The organism is Rhizobium yanglingense (assembly GCF_977109285.1).
In genome coordinates this window covers 224,082-247,078 of the sequence record NZ_CDSAWY010000004.1, presented here as the reverse complement: position 1 = coordinate 247,078, position 22,997 = coordinate 224,082, and the positions used below count along the sequence as shown (strand labels likewise).

17 protein-coding genes and 10 pseudogenes are annotated in these 22,997 nt (G+C 60.2%); 13 read left to right on the top strand and 14 right to left on the bottom strand.

The genetic code is table 11. The annotated features are described in order from the left end of the window. The first annotated feature begins 86 nt into the window (after window positions 1-86). Both ACW4PC_RS06090 and ACW4PC_RS06085 read left to right on the top strand, forming a co-directional pair. Window positions 87-1,497, top strand: a pseudogene (locus ACW4PC_RS06090) (L-serine ammonia-lyase). A gap of 62 nt (window positions 1,498-1,559) precedes the next feature. Further along, window positions 1,560-1,998: pseudogene (locus ACW4PC_RS06085) on the top strand (DUF1489 family protein). Between the two features lie 2 nt (window positions 1,999-2,000). Here the strand turns inward: ACW4PC_RS06085 and ACW4PC_RS06080 are convergent. The 7 genes and pseudogenes from ACW4PC_RS06080 to ACW4PC_RS06050 all read right to left on the bottom strand — a co-directional run bounded on the left by ACW4PC_RS06080 (window position 2,001) and on the right by ACW4PC_RS06050 (window position 8,396). Beyond that, window positions 2,001-2,272: pseudogene (locus ACW4PC_RS06080) on the bottom strand (hypothetical protein). 108 nt (window positions 2,273-2,380) lie between these two features. Further along, window positions 2,381-3,910, bottom strand: a pseudogene (locus ACW4PC_RS06075) (serine hydrolase). Between the two features lie 117 nt (window positions 3,911-4,027). Further along, complete coding sequence (locus tag ACW4PC_RS06070) at window positions 4,028-4,780, bottom strand: hypothetical protein (RefSeq protein WP_455873168.1); 753 nt, start codon at window positions 4,778-4,780, stop codon at window positions 4,028-4,030. Window positions 4,781-5,024: 244 nt separating this feature from the next. Then, window positions 5,025-5,624: a transglutaminase-like cysteine peptidase gene (locus ACW4PC_RS06065; protein ID WP_455873167.1), complete on the bottom strand. Its 600-nt coding sequence runs from the start codon at window positions 5,622-5,624 to the stop codon at window positions 5,025-5,027. Window positions 5,625-6,005: 381 nt separating this feature from the next. After that, a complete protein-coding gene (gene pip, locus ACW4PC_RS06060) occupies window positions 6,006-6,974 on the bottom strand; it encodes a prolyl aminopeptidase (protein ID WP_455873166.1) in 969 nt (322 codons plus the stop codon). Between the two features lie 65 nt (window positions 6,975-7,039). Beyond that, window positions 7,040-7,654, bottom strand: a complete 615-nt coding sequence (locus ACW4PC_RS06055) for a PilZ domain-containing protein (RefSeq protein WP_022715679.1) — start codon at window positions 7,652-7,654, stop codon at window positions 7,040-7,042. 123 nt (window positions 7,655-7,777) lie between these two features. Beyond that, a pseudogene (locus tag ACW4PC_RS06050) lies at window positions 7,778-8,396 on the bottom strand (PAS domain-containing protein). A gap of 297 nt (window positions 8,397-8,693) precedes the next feature. Between ACW4PC_RS06050 and ACW4PC_RS06045 the strand changes: the two are divergent. Then, window positions 8,694-9,464: a rhomboid family intramembrane serine protease gene (locus ACW4PC_RS06045; RefSeq protein WP_455873165.1), complete on the top strand. Its 771-nt coding sequence runs from the start codon at window positions 8,694-8,696 to the stop codon at window positions 9,462-9,464. A gap of 103 nt (window positions 9,465-9,567) precedes the next feature. Then, on the top strand, window positions 9,568-10,002 hold the full coding sequence (locus ACW4PC_RS06040) for a CBS domain-containing protein (protein WP_074068211.1): 435 nt from the start codon (window positions 9,568-9,570) through the stop codon (window positions 10,000-10,002). On the opposite strand, the pseudogene ACW4PC_RS06035 reads toward ACW4PC_RS06040, so the two are convergent. From ACW4PC_RS06035 to folE, 3 genes and pseudogenes are all read right to left on the bottom strand, one after another. Further along, a pseudogene (locus tag ACW4PC_RS06035) lies at window positions 9,980-10,993 on the bottom strand (patatin-like phospholipase family protein). The gene ACW4PC_RS06040 and the pseudogene ACW4PC_RS06035 sit on opposite strands and share 23 nt — an antisense overlap. A gap of 116 nt (window positions 10,994-11,109) precedes the next feature. After that, window positions 11,110-11,560: pseudogene (hisI, locus tag ACW4PC_RS06030) on the bottom strand (phosphoribosyl-AMP cyclohydrolase). A 26-nt stretch (window positions 11,561-11,586) separates the two neighbouring features. Further along, complete coding sequence (gene folE, locus ACW4PC_RS06025; RefSeq protein ID WP_022715673.1) at window positions 11,587-12,201, bottom strand: GTP cyclohydrolase I FolE; 615 nt, start codon at window positions 12,199-12,201, stop codon at window positions 11,587-11,589. Between the two features lie 308 nt (window positions 12,202-12,509). Here folE and ACW4PC_RS06020 point away from each other — a divergent pair, with 308 nt between their 5' ends. The 5 genes and pseudogenes from ACW4PC_RS06020 to ACW4PC_RS06000 all read left to right on the top strand — a co-directional run bounded on the left by ACW4PC_RS06020 (window position 12,510) and on the right by ACW4PC_RS06000 (window position 17,091). Continuing rightward, window positions 12,510-12,956: an iron-sulfur cluster assembly scaffold protein gene (locus ACW4PC_RS06020; RefSeq protein ID WP_455873164.1), complete on the top strand. Its 447-nt coding sequence runs from the start codon at window positions 12,510-12,512 to the stop codon at window positions 12,954-12,956. A gap of 120 nt (window positions 12,957-13,076) precedes the next feature. Further along, window positions 13,077-13,520: a membrane protein insertion efficiency factor YidD gene (gene yidD, locus ACW4PC_RS06015; RefSeq protein WP_455873163.1), complete on the top strand. Its 444-nt coding sequence runs from the start codon at window positions 13,077-13,079 to the stop codon at window positions 13,518-13,520. Between the two features lie 10 nt (window positions 13,521-13,530). Beyond that, window positions 13,531-14,067, top strand: a complete 537-nt coding sequence (locus ACW4PC_RS06010) for a DUF1697 domain-containing protein (protein WP_455873162.1) — start codon at window positions 13,531-13,533, stop codon at window positions 14,065-14,067. A 123-nt stretch (window positions 14,068-14,190) separates the two neighbouring features. Further along, window positions 14,191-16,195 (top strand): annotated as a pseudogene (gene thrS, locus ACW4PC_RS06005) (threonine--tRNA ligase). Window positions 16,196-16,263: 68 nt separating this feature from the next. Beyond that, window positions 16,264-17,091, top strand: coding sequence for a lysophospholipid acyltransferase family protein (locus ACW4PC_RS06000; RefSeq protein WP_455873617.1), 828 nt, complete (start codon window positions 16,264-16,266; stop codon window positions 17,089-17,091). A 4-nt stretch (window positions 17,092-17,095) separates the two neighbouring features. On the opposite strand, the gene ACW4PC_RS05995 is transcribed toward ACW4PC_RS06000, so the two are convergent. Beyond that, complete coding sequence (locus ACW4PC_RS05995) at window positions 17,096-18,193, bottom strand: hypothetical protein (RefSeq protein ID WP_455873161.1); 1,098 nt, start codon at window positions 18,191-18,193, stop codon at window positions 17,096-17,098. Window positions 18,194-18,307: 114 nt separating this feature from the next. Here ACW4PC_RS05995 and ACW4PC_RS05990 point away from each other — a divergent pair, with 114 nt between their 5' ends. Further along, on the top strand, window positions 18,308-18,892 hold the full coding sequence (locus tag ACW4PC_RS05990; RefSeq protein WP_133940432.1) for a nitroreductase family protein: 585 nt from the start codon (window positions 18,308-18,310) through the stop codon (window positions 18,890-18,892). After that, window positions 18,892-19,524 carry a flavin reductase family protein gene (locus ACW4PC_RS05985; RefSeq protein WP_455873616.1) on the top strand — a complete coding sequence of 211 codons (633 nt, stop codon included), beginning with the start codon at window positions 18,892-18,894 and terminating at the stop codon, window positions 19,522-19,524. Before ACW4PC_RS05990 ends, ACW4PC_RS05985 begins: the two co-directional genes overlap by 1 nt. 179 nt (window positions 19,525-19,703) lie before the next feature. Here ACW4PC_RS05985 and ACW4PC_RS05980 read toward each other — a convergent pair whose 3' ends face one another. Then, complete coding sequence (locus ACW4PC_RS05980; RefSeq protein ID WP_455873660.1) at window positions 19,704-19,883, bottom strand: hypothetical protein; 180 nt, start codon at window positions 19,881-19,883, stop codon at window positions 19,704-19,706. Between ACW4PC_RS05980 and ACW4PC_RS05975 the strand changes: the two are divergent. Beyond that, window positions 19,797-20,757 (top strand): annotated as a pseudogene (locus ACW4PC_RS05975) (DUF2336 domain-containing protein). The gene ACW4PC_RS05980 and the pseudogene ACW4PC_RS05975 overlap by 87 nt on opposite strands. Before the next feature lies 1 nt (window position 20,758). Here ACW4PC_RS05975 and ACW4PC_RS05970 read toward each other — a convergent pair. After that, window positions 20,759-21,173 (bottom strand): annotated as a pseudogene (locus ACW4PC_RS05970) (hypothetical protein). Between the two features lie 121 nt (window positions 21,174-21,294). Between ACW4PC_RS05970 and ACW4PC_RS05965 the strand changes: the two are divergent. Further along, window positions 21,295-21,753 (top strand): GNAT family N-acetyltransferase, encoded by a 459-nt coding sequence (locus tag ACW4PC_RS05965; protein ID WP_455873160.1) that lies wholly within the window; start codon window positions 21,295-21,297, stop codon window positions 21,751-21,753. Here the strand turns inward: ACW4PC_RS05965 and ACW4PC_RS05960 are convergent, their stop codons facing one another. Next, window positions 21,754-22,947, bottom strand: a complete 1,194-nt coding sequence (locus ACW4PC_RS05960) for an AI-2E family transporter (protein ID WP_455873159.1) — start codon at window positions 22,945-22,947, stop codon at window positions 21,754-21,756. Window positions 22,948-22,997 lie beyond the last annotated feature (50 nt).

Genomic DNA, 22,997 nt, shown 5'->3' with positions numbered 1-22,997 from the left:
CGCCAATTAAACGCGATGTCGGTTCGTCGCGAGTGCCGGAATAGCCTTTTGGATACTCTGGCGGAAGATTTTCACAGGAAGCTGGCATGTTCCTTTCGGTATTCGACGTTTTCAAGATCGGTATCGGCCCGTCGAGCTCGCATACGATGGGTCCGATGTCGGCTGCCAACCGCTTCCTCGACCTGATCCTTTCGAGCGAATGGCCACGCTCCGTCCTCTGGCGCGCAGGTTGCCTCGATCAAGGTCAGCCTGCACGGCTCGCTGGCGCATACCGGTATCGGCCACGGGACGGGCAGGGCAGTCATTCTTGGCCTGATGGGCGAGAAGCCAGACAGCGTCGATCCAGACAAGATGGACGGCATCATCGACCAGGTGGAGCGCTCGGGCCGCATCACGCCGCCCGGCCACCCGGCCTATTTTTCGTGCCGAAGAATCGATCTGGTCTTCGACAAGAAGCAGCCCTTGCCGGGCCACGCAAACGGCATGTCCTTCTGCGCCTATGACAGGGACGAACGCCTGCTTCTGAAGCGCATCTACTATTCCGTCGGCGGCGGTTTCGTTGTCACCGATACCGAGCTCGAGCAGATGCGCGCCAAGAAAAAAGCCGTCGCGGGTGCGACCAAGGTTCCCTATCCCTTCGCCACCGCCAAGCAGATGCTGGAAATGGCGGAGCGCTCTGGCCTCAGCATCGCGCAGATGAAGCGCGCCAATGAGGAGAGCCAGCGCAGCCGTGAGGAGCTCGACGAAGGTCTCGACCGTATCTGGGAAGCCATGCGCTCGTGTATCGAGCGCGGCCTCAAGGTCGACGGCGTCATGCCGGGCGGTTTGAACGTCCGGCGCCGTGCGAGGAAGATTTCACGATAAGCTGCAGGAGGAGTGGAGGAGCAACCGCATCAATCCGCTACTCGCCAACGACTGGCTGAGTGTCTATGCCATGGCCGTCAACGAGGAGAACGCGGCCGGCGGCCGCGTGGTGACCGCGCCCACGAACGGTGCAGCGGGGGTTATTCCCGCAACGATCCGCTATTACGAGCATTTCCACGAGGATTGGGATCAGAACGGCATCCGCGACTATCTCCTGACTGCGGCTGCCATCGGCGGCATCATCAAGCACAACGCCTCGATTTCCGGCGCCGAAGTGGGCTGTCAGGGCGAGGTCGGTTCTGCGGCTGCACGATGGCGGCCGCGGGACTTGCGGCGGTGATGGGCGGCACGCCCGCCCAGATCGAGAACGCGGCGGAAATCGCGCTCGAGCACCATCTCGGCATGACCTGCGACCCGGTGGCCGGTCTCGTCCAGGTGCCGTGCATCGAACGCAATGCGCTCGGTGCCGTCAAGGCCGTTACCGCCGCCTCGCTTGCCGTCAAAGGCGACGGCCAGCATTTCGTGCCGCTCGACGCCTGTATCGAGACGATGCGCCAGACGGGCTACGATATGAGCGAGAAATACAAGGAAACTTCGACCGGGGGTCTCGCTGTCAACGTCGTCGAATGCTGAGCCTGTGGACTTGCGACCGTTAGTCGCTTGACGCTGCCGGCCAAAAGGATTTCAACGACGGCATGGCATTGCATCTGATCAAATTATGTGTGGGCGTCGGACTCGATCGACGATTTGCGCGAATGGGTGGCGGAGCGTTCGCTGCGGGCGATTGCGGCTGGCCTCGAGCCGCATTCCGTTCACACGACGCGCATGGTGCCGAAACGCGTGGACGAACTGCTTGACGGCGGCTCACTCTATTGGGTCATCAAGGGGCAGGTGCAAGCGCGCCAGAAGCTCCTGGATATCCAGACCTTCACCGACAGCGAAGGGATCGGCCGGTGCCGCCTGGTTCTTGGGCCGGAAGTGATCGAAACTGCCGTGCAGCCGAAGCGCGCCTTCCAGGGCTGGCGCTATTATCCGGAAGAAGACGTGCCGCGGGATATCACGACGCTCGGAGAGGGTGTTGCCGAGATGCCCGCGGATTTGCGCCGCGAGCTGTCGGAGCTTGGATTGCTGTAACCTCAGCGCAGCCGCAGCATGACCGGCGATTTGCCGTCCGGGCAGGTGACGTGCAAGTGGATGCTGGCTTCCGGCTGCGAGTAGCGCCAGGCACGCGCGCCGTGGCAAAGGAGCAGATTGATGGATCCTTGGTTTTCGCCGATTTTGCTCTCGGCCGGTGCAGGCCGATCTCAGCAAGCCGGAGCGCTGCCTCGTGCAGCGGGTGAAGGCCGAACCGCGCCGGCTTGCCTGAACTGCGGGGCGGAAAACCCGTTACATTTCCATTGGTCGCCATAATCATCCCCGTACGCATTACAAATCGAGGTTATGAACTGTAGCCGGCGCCGCAAACACCGATTCCGGCCGTGAACGGCGCCGTCAGGAATGCTGGCGACCGTATCTCTCATTGGGCTGCCGCCCAGCACTTGACGCCTGCGCGCTTGAGCGCCTTGCAGGCGATTGCACCGGCTTCGCGCTGGTCGTCGAAGCCGCCGAAGCGGGCGCGATAGACCTGATCGCCGCCGTTTGCATAGGCGACTGCGAAGGGCTTTGCGGAGCTCAAAGCCTTGCCGCCCTTGCTCTTTGCATTCTCCAGCAGATCCATCGCCATTTCGCGGCTCGACGACACGCCGATCTGAACGACCCAGCCGCTCGGCCCCTGATCGGCAACCAGCCGGTTTCGCGGCAGCGGCGCGGCCCCACCGAGGCGGTCGTGAGAGCATCGACTGGATTGCCGGCGGGTTCTTCCGGCGGCATGTAGGCAGGGGCCGGAGAGGGGACCGCAACGGAGGCTTGCTTGAAGCTCTTGGTCTTCACCTTGGTCGGAGCCGGAATCTCGGTCTTCTGTTCGGCAACGAGCGGGTTTTCGGATTTCGCAGCAGGAGCGTCAGTATAGGCCACGGCAGCGGACGCTACCTCATAGCGCGCATCCGGCGTCGGGCCTTTGCGCGGCAGGTCGACATCGGCGGCCGCGACAGGAGCTTCAGCCGCAGAAGCAACCGGTGACGGAACCGGCGTGGGCGCCGTCTGCGCAATCAGGTTCGAGCCGCTGCGCGGGACGCCTTCGGAAGTATAGGTCGCAATCAGCGTACGCATCTGCCCATTGCGGGCAGGCGTGGAGGTGCCACCCATGACGCACCACGATCGACTTGCCGTCGGCCTGCACTGAGCTCAGCAAGATTGAACGGCAGCCCGGGTATAGCCGGTCTTGATGCTCATCGACGCCGCGCACCGAACCGACAAGGCGGTTGTGGCTGCGGATGACGCGTTTGCCGAACTTGAAGCTGCGCGTGGAGAAATAGCTGTAATACTGCGGAAAATGCTGGCGAAGTGCGATACCGAGGCGGGCCTGATCGCGTGCCGTGGTCATCTGTGCCGTGTTCGGCAGGCCGTTGGCATTGCGATAGGTAGTCCGGGTCATGCCGAGCGCATGCGCCTTGGCGGTCATCGTCTGCGCGAACCGGCTTTCGCTGCCGGCAAGCAATTCGCCAAGGGCCGTTGCCGCGTCATTGGCGGAGAGTGTCACAAGGCCAAGGATACCCTGTTCGACGCTGATCGAACTGCCGGCCTTGACGCCGAGCTTGGTCGGAGCCTGAGATGAAGCGTAAGCCGAGAAGGGGACACGCGTGTCGAGACGGATGCGACCCTGTTCAAGCGCCTCGAAGACCATATAGAGTGTCATCATCTTTGTCAGCGACGCCGGATATTGCAGGCGATCGGCATTCTCGCTGTAGAGAACGTTGCCGGACTTCGCATCGACGACAATGCCCGCATATTTCGAATTTGCGGCTTCTGCTTCGGCTGTGGCCGACTCAACGAGGAAAGCCGTTGTTGCGATCGCGATCGCCGCTAACATCTTCACCAGGAAATTGCCGGATCGTGGCGATGATACGAAGGATATCGACCTTGACACTATTTCACTCTTCGCTTGCATTTTCAAATATCGGCCTACACACGTCCTCGTTGTCTCGGCCATTGTCTTTTGAATCTAACCGAGCAGGGTTACCAATCCGTTTATGATTAATCGTTTGCTTCGCCGTGCAGATGCATTTTAGCGGGGTGTTGCGGAACGGGTCACAAGATGGGCCTCCACAAATCTGCGAATAGCGGCATCAATATGGTCCCAGTCCTGCAAATGGCGGCTTGAGAAGCGGTAGAGGACGCTAAGGTCTTTGCCGACCTTGATGTCGCGCTGGCAGTCCCCGCTTGTTGGGCTAACCGCCGCGGAGGGCAGGATGCAGCGAACGGCATATGTGGCCCCATTGGCGCGCGGTGCAGTCAGCAGAACCTCGCCGCCATAGCCTGCCTCGGCTTTGAGATTGTGAAGCGTCAGTCCGTTGCCATAGGGCACGGCTGCGCCTTCCATCACATGCGTATAGATGAGCTCGACGCGGCCGGACATGTCGCGCGACATCGTGCTCTGGGTGATCTGCAGAAAGATAAGATTGGCGGACTGCGAGACGTCGTCGAATCGCTCGCGGTGTTCCTTCGTGTAGCCCTGCAATTCCGGCCAGGTGAGATAGACGTCGGCGCGTTCGGCGGCACCGCTATGCCTCTGGCTCGGGAAGCGGATCACGTTCTCGGCCAGATCGAGCGTGTCGCGGCCGATGGTGATCGTGACGATGGCGGTATTGTCGGTATTGCCCGCCAGCGTAATGTGCCGGCCGATCCAGCGGCCGCCGATGCTGATACCCAGCATCAGCATTGCAAGCATTGCGACAACTGCGCTCAGACGGAGGATGAAGCCGTTCGAGAACAGGGGCAACTCCTCGGATGTGCCGGTGCTGCGGGCGAGGTGGCTCATGGCGGATCTTCAGTGTCTGACCGCCGCGAAAGAGACTGGAGTCGCCGGTACCTGGATGAATTTCACGACATCATCGGGCGGATGCAGTTAAAGAAAGATTAACCCTGATTGCCAAGCGGCCCTCAAAAAGGGCGAGCCGCTCCCGGGACAGCGGGAGCGGCTCCAGGGCGCCGGTCGGGACGGGGATGTAGGGGACTGACCGGGCCGAGTAGGCCCGCCGGTATTTCCGGCGGGGCAATTTGACTTAGCGCACGCTACCAACCGCGACGGCACGGCCGTCCTGCAGCTTCATCCAGCGTGCCGGATCATCGGCGGACTGGCGCTTCAGGAAGGTGTATTCGGTATCCGCCCAGAGCATCACCTTGTTGCGCATGTTGTCGAGGATGAAGTCGCCATGGTCCGTGCGGACTGTCAGCACGGCATGGCCTTCGCCATTCGGCTGCATGACAACCGTTATCAGCGCATCGGATGGCGAGATGCCGGCGTCTATCAGCATCTTGCGCTTCAGCAGCACGAAATCCTCGCAATCGCCGACGCTGCGCGGGTAGGCCCAGCGCTCCTCGACGCCGTAGATTTCCTTGTCGGTCATCGGCTGGATCTGCGAGTTGACCTCGTAGTTGATCTTGAGAATCGCCTTCCAACGCTCCTGGGTCAGGATCGCGGGCCCGGCGTCGCCACCGTCATAGGCGCATTCGTTCGAGTTTACCTTGCAAAATTCATAGTGGCCGATCGGCGGGCTTGTGTTGCCTGCAAGCGTCATATTGGCAGGCGTCGCTTGGCCCGAGCCCGTCATTGCCATCATCAGGATACCGGCCAGAAAGGTGCCTTTGAGTGCATTGAACATTGTCTTTGTCGTCCCCGTTTTGTGAGGATGACAATGACACGGACGTTTTTATCCAGCGCAAAATTACGCAGTAAAATTAATAGCTTAGTTGAATCAAAAGCACGTAAAACCTGATTAAAAACAAAATCGAATACGCGTAAAACTCGTCGCAGTTTCGATGTAAATTCGAATAAACTTTTATGTTTCGACGCAAGCCTTGACGGCGCCGCAGGTGCTGGCGTTGCGTAAAAAAGTTAACGGCAGCGACCAATGCGGCTCAATATTGCAGCGCGCTGCCCGGTGCGGAGATAGCGCGCGCGGCATGGGGAAGACGCGAAAATTCTCAACAGGGTTGCTCCGAAACGCGGTTGCGGCTCGTTTTTCGCAGCGATGCCTCAAAAATTATTTTTGGGAAATTTCGCGAAATTCGTCGGTTGCGGCAATGATGGCGGAGGAGATTGCCGTGTTCGACGTCGAGTGCGCGGCGTTTTCAACCACGACAAGACGGCTGCCGGGCCACGCTTTGGCCAGTTCCCAGGCGGTCGTCAGCGGCGCTTCAAGGTCGAAGCGGCCCTGTACCAAGATGCCGGGTATTCCCGAAAGCCGTCCCGCGTCGCGAAGCAGGACACCGTCGTCAAGCCATGCGCCGTTGAAGAAAAAGTGCGTGACGATCCGCGCTCGGGCCAGCACATAGTCCCGATCGCGCCAGCGGTGGGGCAAACCATACGGATCGGCGAGAAGAATCGGTGCCGCCTCCCAGTCGTGCCAATCGCGCGCTGCCTTTACGCGGACGTCCTGATCAGGCGCGTTCAGCAACTGGTAAAAGGCCGAAAGCATATCGAGATGGCGAAGGTTTGGCGGTATCGCCTCGCGCAGCCGCCCCCATTCCTCGGGAAAGAAGCGTGCCATGCTGTGGCAGAGCCAATCTATTTCGGTGCGGCGGGTGGTCGTCACTCCAGCGATCGCCATGGCTCGCACGCGATCGGGATGGCTCTCGGCATAGGCGAGCGCCAGCGTCGAGCCCCAGGAGTTCGCGAATATGACCCAGGCATCGACATCGACGTGAAGCCGAAGCCGCTCTATGTCGTCAACCAAATGCCACGTGGTGTTTGCCGCAAGGTCCGTATCGAACTCGGCGGCACTCGGCAGGCTGCGGCCGCAATTTCGCTGGTCGAAGAGCACGATGCGATAGACTGAGGGGTCGAAAAAGCGTCGTGCGGTTGCAGAACATCCCGAGCCGGGACCGCCGTGGAGAACGAGCGCAGGCTGGCCGGCGGGATTGCCGCAGCATTCCCAGTAGATCCGGTTGCCGTCTCCGGTCTCTAGGAATCCTGTGTCATAGGGCTCGATTTCGGGATAAAGCGAAGACATGAAAGGTCGCCTGTTCGGGCGGCCTTCATCCGTCATATCCATGACGTTGAAATGACAGCAGCCGCTTAGAGGAATTCGCGCAACGTCTCGCGCGACTGGAGCGAGAGGAACTCTAGCGCGACGCCCTCGCTGAAATGGCGCACGACGCGGCCACGCATGTTGCCGAGGCGGACTGGCGTGCCGAGAGCTGGGCGCACCTCCACGTCAACTGCAGCACCCGACAACGACAAGTCCATGATGCGGCAGGTGTAGCGCGTGCCATCCTCAAGCGTTAGCTCTGTCTTCGTCTCACGCGGGGTCAGACGATCATGACGCCGGTCTTCAGGCAGGCCGAGCTCATGCTTGTTGGCAAGCCAGGTGAGCTGTGCGGCAAGCTTCTCCCGCTTGCGCTCGGTGGCGTTGATCGACATCGTGAAGCCACGCACGTCGACGGTCAGAACGTTGCCTTCGACACGGCCGAGGTGATCGATATAGGCGACGACGCGCTCATTGGCGCGCGGCCGGCCGGCGCAGGTGACATACATGTCGCCGGGCGACATGTCGATCACTGTGCATTCGTATTCCTCGTAGTTCGCAAGCATGAGGCGGCCCTGCATATTGATGGGCACGCGCTGGAAGACACCCTGCTCAGGGCGCGGCACTGTTGTCCGTGGCGTCTGGGCTTGCTGGAATGAGTGCATGAAAGCGCTTCTTCATAAAATGTTATACGACAATCATTACCCGCAATCCCTTAACAGAAGGTTGTCCTGAAGGGCGCGATTACACCTTGCAGCATAGGATAAGGCTGTGCCGGAATGAGACGGTTAGCGCGGTGCCACCCCGGAAAGCAATGAAGACATCATGCGGCCGAGGACCACACTAAGGCCATGCGGAGGCTCGGCGACAGCTGTGTATGGCCAGTTGCTCCCACCGCCGTTCTGCCCGGGTTTATCGCGCAGCAGGCGGCTGCGGTCGAGCGCCAGAAAATCGAGCGGCACGATTTCCAGCCAGCTTGCCGCAACGGACGGCGCAATGGCGCCGAGCAGCCGCGCGCGGCAGCCGTTTTCACAGCGCAGCGGCATGACGATGATCTCGAAGGTGGCCTGATGCCCCGCCGTGCTGTAGCCGGTCGCGTTGAGCAGCGTCGGGATGACGTGATGCATCGCACCCAGAAGCGTTGCCTCGATGTCATCGGCATGGCCGTCGCCGAAGAGCTCGGCAAAGCTCTCGTCACGCAGATCCCGCCCGAAGAGATCGCAGATTCTCGGTGCCGGCAAGCCGGAAGGTGACGGCGCCCAGTTCGTCGTTTTTCTCAAGGATGAAGAGGCTCGGCAGAAGGTGGCCAAGGCTCGACGGTTCGATCTGCGATTTCAGCGGTGCATCGCTGGCACCGCGCAGGCGGTTCCAGTAATCGTAAATATCGATGATCGTCTGATGACGCACGGCACACCAACCTGTTTCATTTCGGTTCAAGTTCAAGCCCGAACGGCTGTTCTGATGCTTACCATGCGGATTTCATGCCAACTGCGGGCAGTTAAGGTTAAGGAACGGTTTCGATTGCGGCCGGTGACATGCCGTGCAACTGTTGGGTATCGCTTCGGAAACGAAGTTCAGCACTTCACTGATCGGGCGCGGGGTCATTCTCGGGGGACGCTCGGCAAGCCGTCCGGTTTATCCGGGCGGCTTTTTTTTTGATCTTCGCTCCTGTAAGGCTGAGACCTCAATCCGGCGAGGACGCATATGGACGATCACAGGACGGAGCCGGAAACGGTTGAGGAAATCCCGATTGAAAAGAACCGGACGCCAGTTTTCAATCTGCCCGGCATCCTTTTGGCGACACTCTGTCTGCTCGGCGCGATCTATGCGGTCCAGTCGTTCATCCTCTCCGTAAACGCGGTCGACTGGCTTTTCATCACTTTCGGCTTCATTCCGGTACGCTATGTGATCCCGTTCTCGGAGCAGGGACTGCAATGGCTCTGGTCGCCGGTGACCTATTCTCTGCTGCACGGCAGCGTGGAGCATATCCTCTTCAATGGGCTGTGGCTCATGGCTTTCGGCGCGCCGGTCGTGCGCCGCATCGGAAGCTTGCGCTATGTTATCTTCTGGATTCTTTCATCGGTCGCCTCGGCAGCGCTTCACGCCGGATTGAACTGGGGCGATCCGACCTTGCTCATCGGCGCTTCCGGGGTCGTTTCCGGGCTCATGGGGGCGGCCTGCCGTTTTGCGTTTCCGCCGGAGCGGAAGGTGACGCGTCCGGCACATCTCAATCCGCGCCTGTCGGTGGCCGAGTCCTTTCGCAGCCGCACGGTAGTGGTATTCACGCTCTTCTGGCTGATTGGAAACGGGCTGATCGCCGTCGGCATTCCACTGATCGGCGACCCGAACCAGCCGATCGCCTGGGACGCACATATCGGTGGTTTCGTTTTCGGATTCTTCCTTTTCTCGCTTTTCGACCGGAATATTCCTGCGGAGCCTGAGGTTTCGGAAGAGCCGGATATATTGCAATCTTGAGCTTTGGAGTGCACCATTCGGATTGATCCGCGTTGGGACGAACAGCCCTTCGCAGGTGCCTCTGTTCAGTTAAGTGTTTCACTTTCGACATGGGAGGTTTCGAATGTCCAACACCGTAAAAGCCATCCTCGACCTGAAGGGCCGCAACGTCGTCACGGCCGGCGCGAACACAACCGCCGGCGAAGCGGCAAAAGTGCTCAGCAGCCGCAAGATTGGTGCCGTTGTCATTGTCGGCGTGGAAGGCCGTATTGCCGGGATCTTCACCGAACGCGATCTCGTCAATGCCGTTGCAAAGTTCGGCAAGGATTGCCTCGATCAGCCGGTTGTCTCGCTGATGACATCGAGGGTCTTCCGCTGCCACGAGGACACGACGGTCAACGAATTGATGGAACTGATGACCAGCCGGCGCTTCCGCCATCTGCCGGTTGAAACAAATGGAAAGCTCGTCGGCATCGTCTCAATCGGCGACGTCGTGAAGACGCGCATCGCAGAAGTCGAGCGCGAGACAGAAGAAATCAAGGCCTATATCGCGGGCTAAGGCGGTCGGCCCGCCGTCGCGCCTGCGTGGCGAACGCTTCCTGCATTCGCCGGAGTTCGGGAAGCCGCGCCCTGGCTTCCTCGTATCCGCGCTCTATCGCTTCGCCGGCCCGGTGGAATTCCGACAGGCCGATGTCGCTGAGACGCGGATGCAGCGCAATGATCCGGCGGATCGCCGGCAAGGCGCGCGCGCGAAATCCTGTCCTGGATGATGTTGAAGGCTTGCACCATCACGCCGGTCATTCCGAGGCGCGCATAGGCGGGCTTCCTCCTGCTTCTGCATCTCCTGAAGCGTCAAGGTCGCATTGTGCTTGACGACTGCGGATCGGCCGAAGAGGTCGTAGTTCAGATTGACGGCCACCACGAGCTGCTGTTCGTAGGCTGCGGCAAACTGAAACCGGCACCGGATTGACCAGTGCGCCGTCGACCAGCGTGCGGCTGTTGCTGCGAACTGGCTCGAAGATGCCGGGCAGGGCATAGGATGCACGCAGCGCCGTAATCAGCGAGCCGCTGGAAATCCAGACCTCGTGGCCGGTGTTCACCTCCGCAGCCACGGCGACAAAGGGACGGTCGAGGTCTTCCACGTTCAGACCTTCGAGATGCTCCTGCATGCGCTTCGTCAGGCGCATGCCGCCGAAAAGTCCGCTGCCGCCGATGGTAAGATCAAGCAGGCTGGCAATGCGGCGCATCGTCAGCGAACGGGCGAAGGCCTCGAGCTCATCCAGCTTGCCGGCAAGATAGCAGCCGCCGACCAGCGCACCGATCGAGGTTCCGGCGATCATGCCGACTTCGATGCCGGCCTCGTCCAGTGCGCGCAGCACGCCGATATGCGCCCAGCCGCGCGCCGCACCGCCGCCAAGGGCCAGCGCAATCTTTGCTCTTTTAGGGGGAAGGGTGGACGTCGGAGGAGCGGTCATATCTGGAACTGTCAAGACACCGGAACCTGAACTGCCTGCTTCAGAGCTCTGACGATGCAAACTCCAGTTCAGCATGGTATGCCTCCTCCAGGCAGAAATATTTCAGTTTGTTATAGTGTCCCCGTTCCCTTTCCAAATCGTATACAGCAGCGCTATCTGTCTCAATAGCGAGCAGGTAAATGACACGCGCGCTATTTTCCGTAGACGTCTTTAGGGTCGAAATGCCGCTCGTCATCCACGATATCGAGCATTGGTTTCCCGTCCTGGAGCGTCACCGTGCGGTAGAAGCAGGAACGGCGGCCAGTATGGCACGTCGCGTCGTGGCCTGCGACCTCTACTTTAAGCCAGATTGCATCCTGATCGCAGTCGGTACGGATTTCCTTCACCGTTTGGATGTTGCCGGAGGTTTCGCCCTTCATCCAGAGCTTGCCGCGCGACCGGCTGAAGTAGTGTGCCTTGCCCGTCTGGATCGTCAGCGCCAGCGCCTGCGCGTTCATGTGCGCAACCATCAGGATCTCGCCGTCGCTGCACGTCGGTGACGATCGCGGTGATCAGGCCGCGATCATCGAAGCGGGGCGTGAAATCGCCGGCATCTTCCAGTTCGGATTTGTCGTCTGACGGCGCATTGAATGCAAAAGGCATCATTCGGCTCTCTTAATGGAGCCGTATCAGCGGCTCCGCACCATGGTCATGAATCGCGCCTGTTCGGCGGGCTCGGCCTTGAAGATTCCGGTAAAGGTCGTCGTCAGCGTCGTGGAACCCTGCTTCTGTACGCCGCGCATCGCCATGCACATATGTTCGGCTTCGAGCATGACAGCCACGCCGCGCGGAGCCAGTGTATCATCGATCGCCTTGGCGATCTGTGCTGTCATGGTTTCCTGCGTCTGAAGGCGGCGGCCATAGATCTCGACGACACGGGCGATCTTGGAAAGTCCAAGTACCTTGCCGTCAGGCATATAGGCGACATGTGCCTTGCCGATAATCGGCACCATGTGATGTTCGCAATGCGAATAGAACGGAATATCCTTCACGAGAACCATATCATCGTAGCCGGCGACCTCTTCGAAGGTGCGGCCCAGAACGTCTTCCGGGTCCATTTCGTAGCCGGCGAAAAGTTCGCGATAGGCTTTGGCGACACGGGTAGGGGTATCGATCAGCCCTTCGCGCGACGGATCGTCACCGGCCCAACGAAGCAGAACGCGAATTGCGTCTTCGGCTTCCTTCTGGCTGGGGCGTTCGGCGTCACGGCTGGTCTGCGGAAAATTCTTTACGATGGCGTCCATACTGCTCAAGTCTCCTGGTCCACGAACTTTTGGACCGTCTTTCGGAACTCGCCACTGGTATCCCTTGTCAGGAATGTTGCACCTTTGGCAGGCTCCGGGGCTTTCGGGGCAGCTTATAGCCCGTCCGGCACGGTTTCCCAATCAAACTTACCCGAGGACCATTGCATTTTCATGGTCTTCGAACGACATACATATAGGAAGACGGCGTCTTCATGTAAGTATGCTAGCACGACACGGTGTGTTTTTTGTTTATGATACAATGACCGCCGAAATAAGCCGATCCGCGGCAATCTGGAGCGGAATTCATCATGGACGACATCTATAACAGCAAAATCCTCGAATATGCAGGCAATATTCCGCTGACAGGCAGCCTGGCCGATGCCGATGCAAGTGCACAGGCGCATTCGAAACTCTGCGGTTCCAAAGTGCGGATCTGGCTGAAGATGGACGGCGATACCGTCACCGCGTTTGCCCATGACGTCAAAGCCTGCGCGCTCGGCCAGGCATCCTCCTCGATCATGGCCCGGCACGTGATCGGCGCAACGGCCGGCGAACTCCGCAAGGCCCGCGAAGACATGCTCGCCATGCTGAAAGCGGACGGAGAAGGTCCGGATGGCCGCTTTGAGGACATGCGTTATCTGCGCCCGGTCAAGGATTACAAGGCTCGCCACGCGTCCACCATGCTGACTTTCGACGCTGTCGTCGATGCGGTTGGACAGATCGAGGCAAAGCGCGCGGAAATGGCCGAGGCGTGAACATTGAGCGCTCCGCTATGTGACATCCCCCTCCGTCACTTCGTGACATCTCCCCCACAAGCGGCAAGATCGGGATCGTGCGGCACTGCCGGCGCCTCCTCAAGACGCGGAGGTTAGGCCATGTGCGAGTTTTGCCCTCTTCAGCAGGACGACGACGAAGATCTCCCGAAACGCAGGGTGTCCGGGATAATCTCGCCGGAAATGTCGCGAAGTGACAAAGGAGGATATTCCGCGCCGGTGGCCAGATATTCCCGAAACTATACCGGCCCTTTCCGCAAGACCCCGGACCGGCTGCTCGGCATGGGATTGATCCGGCTTTATCAACTGACCTTATCAGGGTTTATCGGCAACTCATGCAGGCATATTCCGACGTGCTCCGAATATGGCTACGAGGCGATCGCACGCCACGGCCTGTGGGCCGGCGTGTGGATGACGTTCTTTCGTGTCGGGCGCTGCGGGCCGGGCGGAACGAGTGGTTTCGATCCCGTGCCTGAAGGGCTGGAGCAGCGCTTCCATTGGTGGACGCCGTGGCGCTATTTTGCGCTCGGACGGAAAGCCGGCTGACGGCAAACCCATGCCACGTAAAACCGTCTACGTCGCGCTCCTTCACAGCATTGTGCTCGCGCCCGGTCGCCGGGTCGTGATGTCCGATCTTCGCGATATGGCCGCGGCACTCGGATACGTCAATCCGCGCACGCTGGTCTCGACCGGCAATATCGTCTTTGAAGCAGACAGTGCGCCGCTCGGTGACATCGAAGCGAAGATTGAAGCTGCCTTCAAAACGAAGTTCGGCAAGCCCGTCGATATCATCGTCCGCAAGGGCGCAGATTGGCTGAGACTGGCGAATTCAAATCCGTTTCCGGATGGCGTTGGTAGCCAAGTGATCGTGCGCGTGATGCGCGAGCCGCTCGATCGGTCCGCCTTAGCCACGCTTCAGAAGTACCTCGAAGCCAACCAGCGCTTGGCGATAACCAATGGCGATCTCTGGATCGATTTCGCCAGCAAACCCAGTGAATGGAAGCTGCTCTCGGCGCTCACGACCAGGCGCATGGGCGTCGGCACGCTGCGCAATTGGAACACGGTGCGGGGCCTTGCCGAAATGATCGGCTGATTAGGCCTTGCCTTTACTCACACGCCAAATCTCGGTATCAGGCGGCAGCGCATTCGTGCCGACGAAGCGCTTCATTGCAACCACCCGCATTCGTTGGCGGGACTGGACAAGGAGAATATCGATATGTCCCAATCCGTTTTTCTGACCTTCCCCGATGGCAATCAACGCAACTTCGAGCCCGGCACGACCGGCCTCGACGTCGCCGAATCCATCTCCAAGTCGCTTGCTAAGAAGGCTGTCGCCATTGCGATCGACGGCACCGTGCGCGACCTTTCCGATCCCGTGACGGCGGGCAAAATCGAGATCATTACTCGCAGCGACGAGCGCGCCCTGGAACTCATCCGGCACGATGCAGCGCATGTCATGGCGGAAGCCGTGCAGGAGCTCTGGCCCGGTACACAGGTGACGATCGGCCCAGTCATCGAGAACGGCTTCTATTACGACTTCGCCAAGAATGAACCCTTCACGCTGGACGATCTGCCGAAGATCGAAAAGAAGATGAAGGAGATCATCGCCCGCAACGCGCCTTTCACCAAGCAGGTGTGGTCGCGTCAGAAGGCGAAGGAAGTGTTTGCCGCCAAGGGCGAGCAGTACAAGGTCGAACTCGTCGATGCCATCCCGGAAGGCCAGGACCTGAAGATCTACTATCAGGGCGACTGGTTCGACCTTTGCCGCGGCCCGCACATGGCATCGACCGGTCAGATCGGCTCGGCCTTCAAGCTGTTGAAGGTGGCAGGCGCCTATTGGCGCGGCGATAGCAACAATCCAATGCTGTCCCGTATCTACGGCACGGCCTTTGCAGAGCAGTCCGAACTCGACAACTATCTCCACATGCTCGCCGAAGCCGAAAAGCGCGACCATCGCCGTCTCGGCCGCGAGATGGATCTGTTCCACTTCCAGGAAGAAGGCCCGGGCGTCGTCTTTTGGCACGGCAAGGGCTGGCGTATCTTCCAGGCGCTTGTCGCCTATATGCGGCGGCGCCTCGATGCCGACTATCAGGAGGTCAACGCGCCGCAGGTTCTTGATACTTCCCTTTGGGAAACCTCGGGGCATTGGGGCTGGTACCAGGAGAACATGTTCGCGGTGAAATCGGCGCATGCGCTGACGCATCCGGATGACAAGGAAGCCGACAACCGCGTCTTCGCACTAAAGCCGATGAACTGCCCGGGTCACGTGCAGATCTTCAAGCACGGGCTGAAATCCTATCGCGAACTGCCGATCCGCCTGGCAGAATTCGGCACGGTCCATCGTTACGAGCCGTCAGGCGCCCTCCACGGCCTGATGCGGGTGCGCGGCTTCACGCAGGACGACGCGCACATCTTCTGCACCGACGAGCAGATGGCCGCCGAGTGCCTGAAGATCAACGACCTGATCCTCTCGGTCTACAAGGACTTCGGCTTCGACGAGATTACCATCAAGCTCTCCACGCGCCCGGACAAGCGCGTCGGTTCGGATGAGCTCTGGGATCGCGCCGAGAGCGTCATGATGGACGTGCTCACCACGATCCAGCAGCAGTCGAACGACATCAAGACCGGCATCCTGCCGGGCGAGGGCGCTTTCTACGGCCCGAAGTTCGAATATACGCTGAAGGACGCGATCGGCCGTGAATGGCAGTGCGGCACCACGCAGGTGGACTTCAACCTGCCGGAGCGCTTCGGGGCCTTCTATATCGACAGCAATTCGGAGAAGACGCAGCCGGTCATGATCCACCGCGCCATCTGCGGCTCGATGGAACGCTTCCTCGGCATCCTGATCGAAAACTTCGCCGGTCATCTGCCGCTCTGGGTCTCGCCGCTGCAGGTCGTGGTCGCGACGATCACCTCGGAAGCGGACGGTTATGGCGCAGAAGTTGCCGAAGCGCTGCGCGAGGCCGGACTGCAACGTCGAGACCGACTTCCGTAATGAGAAGATCAACTACAAGATCCGCGAGCATTCCGTTACGAAAGTTCCCGTCATCATCGTCTGCGGGCGGAAGGAAGCCGAGGAACGGACTGTTAATATCCGCCGCCTAGGCAGCCCGGAGCAAACCTCGATGCCGCTCGAGGCGGCAATCGAGACCCTTGCCTGGGAAGCGACGCCGCCGGATATCCGCCGCAAGATCGAAGCCAAAAAGGCGAAGGCTGCCTGATTTCTGTCAGACCACTGTCATCGCTTTGAAATATAGCCGTCTGGTCTTTCACCTGAGGCCGGATGGCTTTGCGATTTAAACAGCTATCATATGCGAGTGAAAGCGATCCGCGTCTCAAGCGCTGGCTGATCCGCTCGATCGAGGGGCTCTGCGGCCGCGATCGTTACATGCAGCTCTACGATATCTGGCGCAGCGATATCGTTCCGACGCGCGAAGGTGTATTCGGCAAACTCCTTGATCTCCTGGATGTCCGCCTCGATATCAATGGTACCTGGCCACCGCAACTAACCGCGGATCGGCCGCTTGTCATCGTCGCCAACCATCCGTTCGGTATCGGAGACGGCATTGCCGTATTGGCGCTTGCCGAACGGCTTGGACGGCCATTCCGCGTTCTCATCCATAACGAATTGCTCAAGGTTCCGGAAATGGCGGCCTATTCGCTTTCGGTATCCTTCGATGAGACGAAAGAGGCCGTCGGCCGCAACATGGAGACGCGCCGGGAGGCGGTCCGGCTTCTGAAGGATGGCGTTGTCGTCATCATCTTCCCGGGCGGCGGCGTCGCCACCGCGAAGAACGGTTTCGGCCGCGCCGAGGATTTGCCCTGGAAGATTTTTCCTGCCAAGCTCGTCCAGGCGGCCGGTGCAAGCGTTTTGCCCATCTATTTCGAGGGCCAGAACGGGCGGCTCTTTCATATCGTCAGCCGCTTCTCGCTAACGCTTCGCCTCTCATTGTTGATCCGCGAATTCCGCCGGCTGTCAGGCAAGACGATCACAGCGCATGCAGGTCCGGTCCTGCCTTACGAAAAGCTGAGAAGGAACGACCGCAAGGCCCTGCTGGCAGCGCTTTACGATGCGGTCTTTTCGTTGGGTTCCGACATCAAACGAAAGCGCATCTGAAAATTCAATCGGTATCGGCGCCCGTCGTGCCGCTGCCCGGCAGCAATTGCTCATAGGAAGGCAGCGGCGCCTGCGCGGAACTCTGCGGCTCGCCTGCGGCCGATGGCAGCGGTTCCTGCTGCAGAGTCGTCGCCGCGCTTGCCGGTTCCTGCGGCTGCTCGTTCTTCATCAGCACTTCGACATCGGTATTCTTACCGGCCTCGACCTTGAAGTCGCGCTGATAGATCTTGTCCTTGTTGCGCGCGACGGCGGAATATTCGCCTTCGGCGAGCACCATCGTCGGAAAAGCGCTGACGCTTTCGCCGACGCTATCACCCGCAGCCGTCAGGATCGACCAGGCCGTATCGGCGATCGCTTCGCCGCCGGCTTCGGAAACCAGCTTGAAGGTAATCTGTGCTGCACGGTGCTGAATGGTCGCTTCCGTGAGCCCTCCCGCTTCCACCTGGATATCGGCGCGGATGACGGCGTTGACGTCGCCATATTCAGAAACGATGTGGTAGGTGCCGGCGTTCAGCCTGACGACGGTGTTCGGGGAGACGTCTGCCGTCACCAATCCGCGTTCGCCGTCGTCGCGTACTTCCGACGAGTAGATGGAGAAGCGCAGCTGATCCGGGCGGATGCGAACGTCGGAGCCGGACACAGCGTTGAGCAGCAAGCCGCCCGCATCGAGCACCATCACCTGCTTGTCGAGCTTGCCGCTGTCGGGAACATTCACCTTCCGGGTAACACCGGCGCGGCCGAAGGACACGTTTACCAGATAGTCGCCCGGCGCCAGTTGGAAAGCCGCCGACCCGCCACGGGCGCTCGCCACCAGCGGCAGCTTGCCGTCAGCGCCGGCGATCGGGCTGAACACGTACCAGGAAAGCCCGTCTTCCACCGGCTGGCCGTCGGCCGTCAGCTTCGCCTCGATCTCGACCTCGTGCAACGCGGCCCCTTGCGGGGCGCTGCCGGGGGCGATGAAAGCGTTGAGCTTCGGCATTTTCGCCGTCGTATCGAGCTGCTTGAATTCCTTGAACGCGTCCTGCGCGCTTGCGCCAAAAGGCAGCCAAGCCGCCAGAACAAGCGCAAGAGCCATACGCGCAAAAGGCAAAATGCCGGGCATGTGTTTCCTGAACAAGATTGACTTCTGAAATCACAGAGGCCACTTCAAGACCAACGCGATGGCAAATTCAAGACCCATCCATCCCGCTGACATGAAAATGAAAGTTTCTCCCGCATGAAATCCGATATCAAGCTGATCGATTACCTCGCCGTGCGCCGCTCCATCCCCGCATTCCAGATGAGCGAACCGGGACCGGAAAAGGCGGAGATCGAGGAAATCCTCCGTCTGGCATCTCGCGTGCCCGACCACGGCAAGCTCGCGCCCTGGCGTTTCATCGTTTATCGCGGCGAAGAGCGCGTCCATATCGGAAAGGAGCTTCTGAAGCTGGCGCTCGAAGCCAAGCCCGATCTTTCCGAGGACATGATCGAGGTCGAGCGTGCGCGCTTCACCCGCGCGCCGGTCGTCATCGCCGTCGTCAGCAAAGCCGGGCCGCATTTCAAGATTCCTGAATGGGAACAGATCATGTCGGCAGGCGCAGTTTGCCTCAATATTATCTTCGCGGCCAACGCCCATGGCTGGGTGGCCAACTGGCTGACCGAGTGGTTCGCTTATGACGAGCGTGCCTATCGGCTGCTTGGCGTCCAGCCGGGCGAACGGGTTGCCGGCTTCGTCCATATCGGCTCGACAAATTTTCCGGCAGTTGAACGACCACGTCCGGAAATATCGGAAACGGTCACTTGGGTTGGTGGGGACGCTTGATGTTCTACCCGAGCGAAACGAACAGGCATGGCCTGTCGCACGATCCGTTCAAGGCGATCGTCGCGCCGCGTCCGATCGGCTGGATCGGCACGAAGGGCAGGGACGGCTCGCTGAACCTCGGCCCCTATTCTTTCTTCAACGCCGTTTCCGACCGGCCGAAGCTGGTGATGTTTTCCTCCAGCGGCCGCAAGCACAGCCAGCGCAACGCAGCGGAAACCGGGGTCTTCACCTGCAATTTCGTCAGCCGCAACCTTGTCGAACAGATGAACCTGTCATCGGCGGCGCTGCCTTACGGCATCAACGAGTTCGAGCTGGCGGGCCTGACGGCAAAGCGGGGTGAGCTTGTCGATGCGCCCTATGTCGGTGAGGCTTTCGCGGTGCTCGAATGCAAGGTGACCGAACTGATCGAACCCAAAACCCTCTCGGGCGAGCCCTCGGAAAATGTCATGGTTCTCGGCGAGGTCGTCGGCATCCATATCGACGAGCAGATCATCCGCGAGGGGCGCCTGGACATGTCGATCGCACGGCCTGTCGCACGCATGGGGTATATGGATTACAGCGAAGGCAGCGACGTCTTCGAGCTGCTGCGCCCGCAAGTGCCGAACGATCTGATCGCGGCTGGCAAGGGTTAATGAATATGATGAACCAATCGTAAACCATTTCTCAGTACCCTCATTCCAAGGGTAGAGCGCGAAGGAATCGCGTTCGCAGGTTGGGGCGTAGTGTGATCGTAGAGGCTTTTCTTCGCTGGGTTGAAACTGCCAAGGCCGGAGACAGGGCTCGCGCCGCAAGCGCGCTCGGCCGTGCCTATCTACAATCCGAAATGCTTCCCGAGGAGCGCAGGGCCGCCGAAATGGCGATGACCTTCCTGCTCGACGACCCATCGCCGCGTGTGCGTCTGGCACTGGTCGAAGCGATCGCTTGGTCTAACGAAGCGCCGCGCGCCCTCATTCTTGCCCTCGCCGAAGACCAGCCGGAGATCGCCTGCCATGCGGTGGCGTGTTCCCCGCTTCTTTCGGACGCCGATCTCGTCGATCTCGCAGCCCGCGGCGGCAGCGTCACCCGTATCTTGATCGCCGCACGCGCATCGATCTCGCGTGCTGTTTCAGCCCGCTCTTGCGGAGGTCGGCGACGAAGAGGATATTCTCTGCCTTCTCGAAAACGAGGGAGCAGCGATTGCTCCAGTATCCCTGAAACGCATTGCGGCGCGGCTAGGCAACTGTTGCGATATCCGCAATCTTCTGCTTGATCGCGCCGATCTGCCGGTCGACGCCCGTCAGCTGCTGACGCAGCATGTCAGCAATGCATTGGTCGCCTTGCCCTTGGCGCAGGCCGCAATCGGCCTCAATCGTCTGGAGCGCATCAGCCGCGAGGCGACGCAGGCGGCCGTCGTGTCGCTTGTCGGCGATATCCAGCCGCACGAGATCGCCGATCTCGTCGAGCATCTGCGTCTTAATGGCCATTTGACGCCGTCCTTTCTCATGCACGCCCTATGCTCCGGCAAGGTGGATTTCTTCGCCGGTGCCATCGTCAATCTCACCGGCTGCACCGAAAAGCGCGTACGCTCGATCCTCGCCACCGGCCGCATGCATGCGGTACGCGCCCTTTACGAGGCGGCCGGGCTCACCCGCGAGATCAGCACAGTGTTCGTCGAGGCGACGCTTCTCTGGCGCGAAGCTTCCAAAAAGACCGCAGGCACAATGCTTGCCAACGTTTGCGGCAGGCTGCTCGAACGCTTCCGTCACCACGACGGCATCCATGGCGTCGTCAGCGAGTTGCTCGATCTGGTCGAGAAGCTTCACATCGCTGAGCAACGCCAATCGGCCCGCAGCTACGCATCGCTGACGGCGCTCGCGGCAGCCTAATTTAATTCTTGAAGCGCTGAACCGCCCAGGAATAGCCATCCGAAACGAAATGCACCGGCTTCTCCAGCGTATGCTTGACGCTTTCGCCGGTTGGCAGGTGCGTGTGAACCTGATCGGCAATGCGTATCGCGAAAGCGCGAATGCCTGTCTTTCCAGTCTCCTGGACGGGTGGCACCGGAGCGGGCTGAGCTTCGGCGACTTTGGGCTGTTCCGGCGCGATCGCAGGCTTCGGTGCTTCGCAGACGGCGATCACGGTCGGGTAGTTGGCATCGGCGAAGGACTTGAGCCGCTTTTCCGAACTCGGCATCGCACATGGCGACCGTGTCCCAGTGCTTATCGACCGTTGCGACATAATTGCATTGCGTCACCGAATCATTGCACCCGAAAATGGTCATGGCGACGAGGATGGCTTGCATAATCGAACCCTTTGGTTATTGAAATCCACTGTCATAGACGGGGCAATTCCAACCGAAAGATGGCGGCTGCATTAACCTTTCGTCATGCGCCGCGGCGGGCCTCGCAAAACCGGGGAATGCCATGTCCGTCACCGTCGCTCTTGAATCGCCGCGCCAGCCGCAGATCATCCGCTTGCTCGACCTTTCGGATGCCTATACGCAGTCGCTTTATCCTGCCGAAAGCAATCACCTGGTCGATCTCTCGACCCTGGAAAAGTCCATCGCAAGCTTCTTCGTGGCGCGCAATGCAGGAGAAATCGTCGGCTGTGCGGCACTCCTGGAGGCGGGAGACGGTACGGCGGAGATCAAGCGCATGTTCGTCGATCCGGAGGCAAGAGGACTGAAGGTCGCAAGCCGCCTGATGGAGCGGCTGGAGGAGCATGCCCGGGCGCTGGGTCTCGATGCGATCCGGCTCGAGACCGGCATCTATCAGCCGGAGGCGGTCGGTCTTTATCGCAAATACGGCTATGCCGACGTCGGACCCTTCGGCTCGTACCTGCCGGACCCGCTCAGCCTCTTCATGGAGAAGCGGCTGAAATGATCAGCCGTCGGCCGCGCGCTGCACCGGCGGCGCCTGCTCGTCGATCATGACTTCCGGGCCGAGCGCGGTCTGATCGTTCGTCTTCACTTCGTGCATCCATTCGCGCCAGATCGCGACGAGCAGTGCCATCAAGACCGGGCCGATGAAGAGACCGAGGAAGCCCATGGTCTTCACGCCGCCGACGAGGCCGAAGAAAGTCGGAAGGAAGGGAAGCTTGATCGGGCCGCCGACAAGCTTCGGACGCAGCGTCTTGTCGACGATGAAGAGTTCGACCGTGCCCCAGATGAAGAGCGCGACCCCGGCGACATGCGATCCGCTGGCGACGAGATAGATCGAAACCAAGGTGAATGAGAGCGGCGCGCCGCCGGGTATCAATGCCATGATGCCCGTCAGGACGCCGAGTGTCACAGGCGAGGGGACGCCGGCGATCCAGTAGGCGACGCCGAGCACGATGCCTTCGCCGATCGCGATCAGCGTCATACCCATAACGGTGGAACTGATCGTTGCCGGAACGACACGCGAAATCCGCTCCCAGCGATTGGGCAGGATGCGTTCGCCAAGCATGTCGATCTGACGCGAGAAGGACGCGCCGTCGCGATAGACGAAGAACAGCGCGATCAGCATGAAAAGCAGCGTCAGGAGCAGGTGGAACGACGCGCCGCCGGCTGCGAGTACCGCGCGGTAGATATTGCCGATATTGGCACCGCTGACAGCTTGGATGACTTCACCCAAAGAGCCGGGACTGCCGATATATTTCGTCCAGAGATCGTCGAGAAAAGGCCCTGCAAAAGGCAAAGCGAGGATCCACTGCGGTGTGGGCGCGCCCTGCCGGTTGGCGTGAATGATCCAGGCGACCCATTCGCGCACCTCGCCCGTCGTATAGGTGATCGCAAGCCCGATCGGGATAACGAGGAAGGTCACGATGAGGATGATCGCGATCGTGGCTGCGATCGTCGTATTGCCGCCGACGCGCGCAAGAAGTCTGCGATAGAGGGGCCAGCTCGCAAAACCGATGACGAGTGCGGCCAGAACCGGAACGACGAAGCCGTAAAAGAAATAGACGCCTGCCGCAACGATGAGGATCAAAAGCCAGCGGGCCGCGGAAATCGAGGGAATGAGCGGCGTGCGTGTGGGCGCAGAAGGCCCAAGCCACCGCGGCTCGCCAGGCAGTTTCTTGTTGTTCGAGAGGCTCACGTCGCTTTTTATTCCTTCTTCTCAATCACGGATATGCGCCATTGGGAGCC

Coding starts and splice junctions, on each gene's coding strand:
- ACW4PC_RS06070 (WP_455873168.1), bottom strand. CDS start 4,780: ATGAGCCACCTCGCCCGCAGCACCGGCACATCCGAGGAGTTGCCCCTG.
- ACW4PC_RS06065 (WP_455873167.1), bottom strand. CDS start 5,624: ATGTTCAATGCACTCAAAGGCACCTTTCTGGCCGGTATCCTGATGATG.
- pip (WP_455873166.1), bottom strand. CDS start 6,974: ATGTCTTCGCTTTATCCCGAAATCGAGCCCTATGACACAGGATTCCTA.
- ACW4PC_RS06055 (WP_022715679.1), bottom strand. CDS start 7,654: ATGCACTCATTCCAGCAAGCCCAGACGCCACGGACAACAGTGCCGCGC.
- ACW4PC_RS06045 (WP_455873165.1), top strand. CDS start 8,694: ATGGACGATCACAGGACGGAGCCGGAAACGGTTGAGGAAATCCCGATT.
- ACW4PC_RS06040 (WP_074068211.1), top strand. CDS start 9,568: ATGTCCAACACCGTAAAAGCCATCCTCGACCTGAAGGGCCGCAACGTC.
- folE (WP_022715673.1), bottom strand. CDS start 12,201: ATGGACGCCATCGTAAAGAATTTTCCGCAGACCAGCCGTGACGCCGAA.
- ACW4PC_RS06020 (WP_455873164.1), top strand. CDS start 12,510: ATGGACGACATCTATAACAGCAAAATCCTCGAATATGCAGGCAATATT.
- yidD (WP_455873163.1), top strand. CDS start 13,077: ATGTGCGAGTTTTGCCCTCTTCAGCAGGACGACGACGAAGATCTCCCG.
- ACW4PC_RS06010 (WP_455873162.1), top strand. CDS start 13,531: ATGCCACGTAAAACCGTCTACGTCGCGCTCCTTCACAGCATTGTGCTC.
- ACW4PC_RS05995 (WP_455873161.1), bottom strand. CDS start 18,193: ATGCCCGGCATTTTGCCTTTTGCGCGTATGGCTCTTGCGCTTGTTCTG.
- ACW4PC_RS05990 (WP_133940432.1), top strand. CDS start 18,308: ATGAAATCCGATATCAAGCTGATCGATTACCTCGCCGTGCGCCGCTCC.
- ACW4PC_RS05985 (WP_455873616.1), top strand. CDS start 18,892: ATGTTCTACCCGAGCGAAACGAACAGGCATGGCCTGTCGCACGATCCG.
- ACW4PC_RS05980 (WP_455873660.1), bottom strand. CDS start 19,883: ATGGCAGGCGATCTCCGGCTGGTCTTCGGCGAGGGCAAGAATGAGGGC.
- ACW4PC_RS05965 (WP_455873160.1), top strand. CDS start 21,295: ATGTCCGTCACCGTCGCTCTTGAATCGCCGCGCCAGCCGCAGATCATC.